The organism is Arthrobacter sp. H41 (assembly GCF_000520535.1).
Lineage (GTDB): Bacteria > Actinomycetota > Actinomycetes > Actinomycetales > Micrococcaceae > Arthrobacter_D.
Genome location: NZ_KI914818.1, coordinates 12,810 through 16,206, shown reverse-complemented (window position 1 = coordinate 16,206; position 3,397 = coordinate 12,810). Strand labels below are relative to the sequence as shown.

At 65.9% G+C, this 3,397-nt stretch carries 4 protein-coding genes; 1 reads left to right on the top strand and 3 read right to left on the bottom strand.

The features are described 5' to 3' along the window. Nucleotides 1-586: shikimate 5-dehydrogenase (locus tag Y705_RS0112945; protein ID WP_081738046.1), on the bottom strand; the 586-nt coding region annotated here is incomplete at its 3' end. A gap of 137 nt (nt 587-723) precedes the next feature. On the opposite strand from Y705_RS0112945, the gene Y705_RS0112940 reads away from it, so the two are divergent. Further along, nucleotides 724-1,863, top strand: coding sequence for a glutamate--cysteine ligase (locus tag Y705_RS0112940; protein ID WP_026533161.1), 1,140 nt, complete (start codon nt 724-726; stop codon nt 1,861-1,863). Between the two features lie 7 nt (nt 1,864-1,870). Here Y705_RS0112940 and Y705_RS0112935 read toward each other — a convergent pair whose 3' ends face one another. Together Y705_RS0112935 and Y705_RS19870 are read right to left on the bottom strand one after the other, a co-directional pair. After that, nucleotides 1,871-2,098 (bottom strand): hypothetical protein, encoded by a 228-nt coding sequence (locus Y705_RS0112935; RefSeq protein ID WP_026533160.1) that lies wholly within the window; start codon nt 2,096-2,098, stop codon nt 1,871-1,873. Nucleotides 2,099-2,115: 17 nt separating this feature from the next. Continuing rightward, nucleotides 2,116-3,397 (bottom strand): SulP family inorganic anion transporter (locus tag Y705_RS19870; RefSeq protein WP_253908617.1); only part of this gene is annotated, 1,282 nt, incomplete at its 5' end.

Sequence of the window (3,397 nt, the reverse complement as noted above, 5' to 3'; positions counted from 1 at the left end):
TGGAGGCGTCCGCCCCCGCCATGCCCAGCGGCGTGACATTGATGAGAAGGTCGGCGGTGGAGCTGTCAACCTCCGCCTGCCAGCCGAAGCCGTACAGCCCGGCGAGCGCCCGCCCTGCCGTCTCGTTGCGGGCCACCACGGTGACGGTGGTGAAGCCTGCGTCCCGGAGGGCCGCGACCACCGCCTTCGCCATTCCGCCCGAGCCGCGCACGAGCACCGTGGAACTGGCCGGTACCCCATGGGACGCAAGGAGCCGTGCGACGGCGAGGTAGTCGGTGTTGTAGGCGGTGAGGACGCCGTCGTCGTTCACGATGGTGTTCACCGAGTCGATGGCGCGTGCGGAATCGTCCATCCGGTCAACGAGCCCGATGACGTCCTCCTTGAAGGGCATGGAGATCGCGCAGCCGCGGATTCCCAGTGCCCGCACTCCCCCGATGGCTGACGGCAGGTCAGTGGTGGTGAAGGCCTTGTAGACATAGTTCAGGCCGAGCTCGTCATACAGGTAGTTATGGAAGCGCGTGCCGATGTTGCTGGGCCGCGCGGCCAGTGAGATGCACAGGGTCATGTCCTTGTTCAGTATTGGCACCCCGCCATTGTCCCCCGTTCCGCGGTCGTGTCGCCGCGAACCGGGCGGAGAAGACTAATATTGGGTCAGTTCTCTTCCGCGATGGCGCTACCGAGGCATTCATCCACCTGCAGTCCGGTACGGTCAGGAGCCACCCCTTGAAGATCGATTTTGCGCAGTCCTCCCAGTCGACGCTCGGCGTCGAATGGGAATTGGCACTGGTTGACCGGTACAACGGCGAACTGGTGTCGGTGGCGGATGAAGTGCTCCGCGGGGTCAGCCTGAATCACCCCGAGCTCCAGGATGACGAGGAGCACCCCCACATCAAGCAGGAACTGCTACTCAACACCGTTGAACTCGTGACGGGCGTCTGCACCACGGTGTCGGAGGCGAAAGCAGACCTCGCCCGCTCGCTCGCGGCGGTGCGGGAGGTGACCGACCCGATGGGCGTGGAGCTTTTCTGCGCCGGCTCGCACCCTTTCAGCGCACCGCGCTCCCAGCAGGTCACCGACAAGGAACGCTACTTCAAATTGATCGACCGCACCCAGTGGTGGGGGCGCCAGATGGTCATTTACGGCGTGCACGTCCACGTGGGGCTGGACTCCCGCGACAAGGCGCTGCCCGTGGTGGACGGGCTGGTCAACTACTTCCCGCACTTCCAGGCGCTCTCGGCGTCCTCGCCCTTCTGGGGCGGGGAGGACACCGGCTACGCCTCGCAGCGGGCGCTCATGTTCCAGCAGCTTCCCACCGCGGGACTGCCGTTCCAGTTTCCGGACTGGACCGCCTACGAGTCCTACGTCCAGGACATGTTCACCACCGGCGTCATCGACACGGTGAGTGAGATCCGGTGGGACATCCGACCCGTGGGGAACCTCGGCACCGTGGAGATGCGGGTGTGCGACGGTTTATCCACCCTGCAGGACGTGGGCGCGGTGGCCGCCCTCACGCAGTGCCTCGTGGACGAGTTCTCCACCACGCTCGACGACGGCGGCACCATCCCCACCATGCCGCCCTGGCATGTCCAGGAGAACAAATGGCGAGCCGCCCGCTACGGACTCGACGCCATCATCATCCTCGACGCCGCCGGCAGGGAACAGCTCGTCACCGAGCACCTCACCGAGGTCCTCAATCGGCTCGAGCCCGTGGCCGCGAAGCTGGGCTGCAGCTCGGAGCTCGCCGACGTCGAAAGCATCCTCACGCGCGGCGCCGGCTACCAGCGCCAGCGGCGCGTGGCGGCGGAGAACGACGGCGACCTGCGCGCCGTCGTTCTCGACATGGTCCAGCAGTTGCGGCCCTGAGAGGCGTTCAGCGGCCGCGCAGCTGGTCGCCGGAAGGGTGGTCCGAGGGTGAATCCTCAAGCCCCAGATTCCCGGCGACCGTCTCGACGGCCGGCGCATCATCCGGCACTACCCGGTTGGCGATGTAGTCCACCGAATCCGCCTGGCTGAGTGAGTCATCGTCCTGGATACCCTCGACGTCGGAGCTGTTTGGAGTGGTGTCGTCGCTTGAATTGGTGTTCGTGTCGCTCGTCATGCACCGAGCGTACGCCCCTAGTGGCCGGCTCCGAGTTTTCCGCCGAGCCGTTCCCGCATGAGGGTGGAGGCCTCGTTGAGGCCCACGATCTTCACGTCGGTCCCGTGATGCCGGTACTTCTCCTGGATGGCATCGAGGGACGCAATGGTGGAGGCATCCCAGAGGTGTGAGCCGTGCAGGTCGATGGTCACCGAGGAGGGGTCGGTGGCGTATTCGAATTGGGTGTAGAGGTCGTTCGAGGACGCGAAGAAGAGCTCACCGTTCACGGTGTAGGTCGCGTGCTGTTGCCCGTCGACGGTGTCCTCGGTTCGTTCGACGGTGACGAAGTGGGCCACCCGCCGGGCGAACGCCACCATCGCCACGAGGACACCGACGCCCACGCCGATCGCGAGGTTGTGGGTCCAGACGGTCACGATCACGGTGGCGAGCATGACCGTGGTCTCGCTCTTGGGCATCCGCTTGAGCGTGGCGGGCTGGATGCTGTGCCAGTCGAAGGTGGCGATGGCCACGAAGATCATCACCGCGACCAGCGCTGCCATCGGAATCAGGGCGACGATGTCGCCGAGGGCGACGACGAGGATGAGCAGGAACATGCCGGCGAGGAAGGTGGAGATCCGGGTGCGGGCGCCGGACGCCTTGACGTTGATCATGGTCTGGCCCACCATCGCGCAGCCACCCATCCCGCCGAAGAAGCCGGTGATGATGTTGGCCGCACCCTGCCCCCAGGATTCCCGGGTCTTGTGGGAGCGGGTGTCGGTGATGTCGTCGACGAGTTTCGCCGTCATCAGTGACTCGAGGAGGCCCACGGCGGCCAGTCCCAGGGCATAGGGCGCGATGATCTGCAGGGTTTCGAGGGTCAGCGGAACGTTGGGGAAGAACAGGGAGGGCAGGCTCTCGGGGAGCTCTCCCTTGTCGCCCACGGTGGGAACGAGGACGTTCGCAAGGACGGCGAAGACGGTGAGGACGACGATCGCGACCAGGGGTGCGGGCACGGCGCGGGTGAGGCGCGGGAGCCCGAAGACGATCAGCAGTCCGACGGCGGCCATGGGGTACACGAGGAATGGGACGCCGATGAGTTCGGGCACCTGGGACAGGAAGATCAGGATGGCCAGGGCGTTGACGAAGCCCACCATCACCGAGCGGGGGATGAACCGCATTACCTTCGCGACGCCGGACACTCCCAGGACGACCTGGATGATGCCGCCGAGAATGACGGCCGCGATGAAGTAGTCGACGCCATGGCTGGCGACCAGCGGGGCGATGACGAGCGCGATGGCGCCGGTCGCGGCGGAGATCATG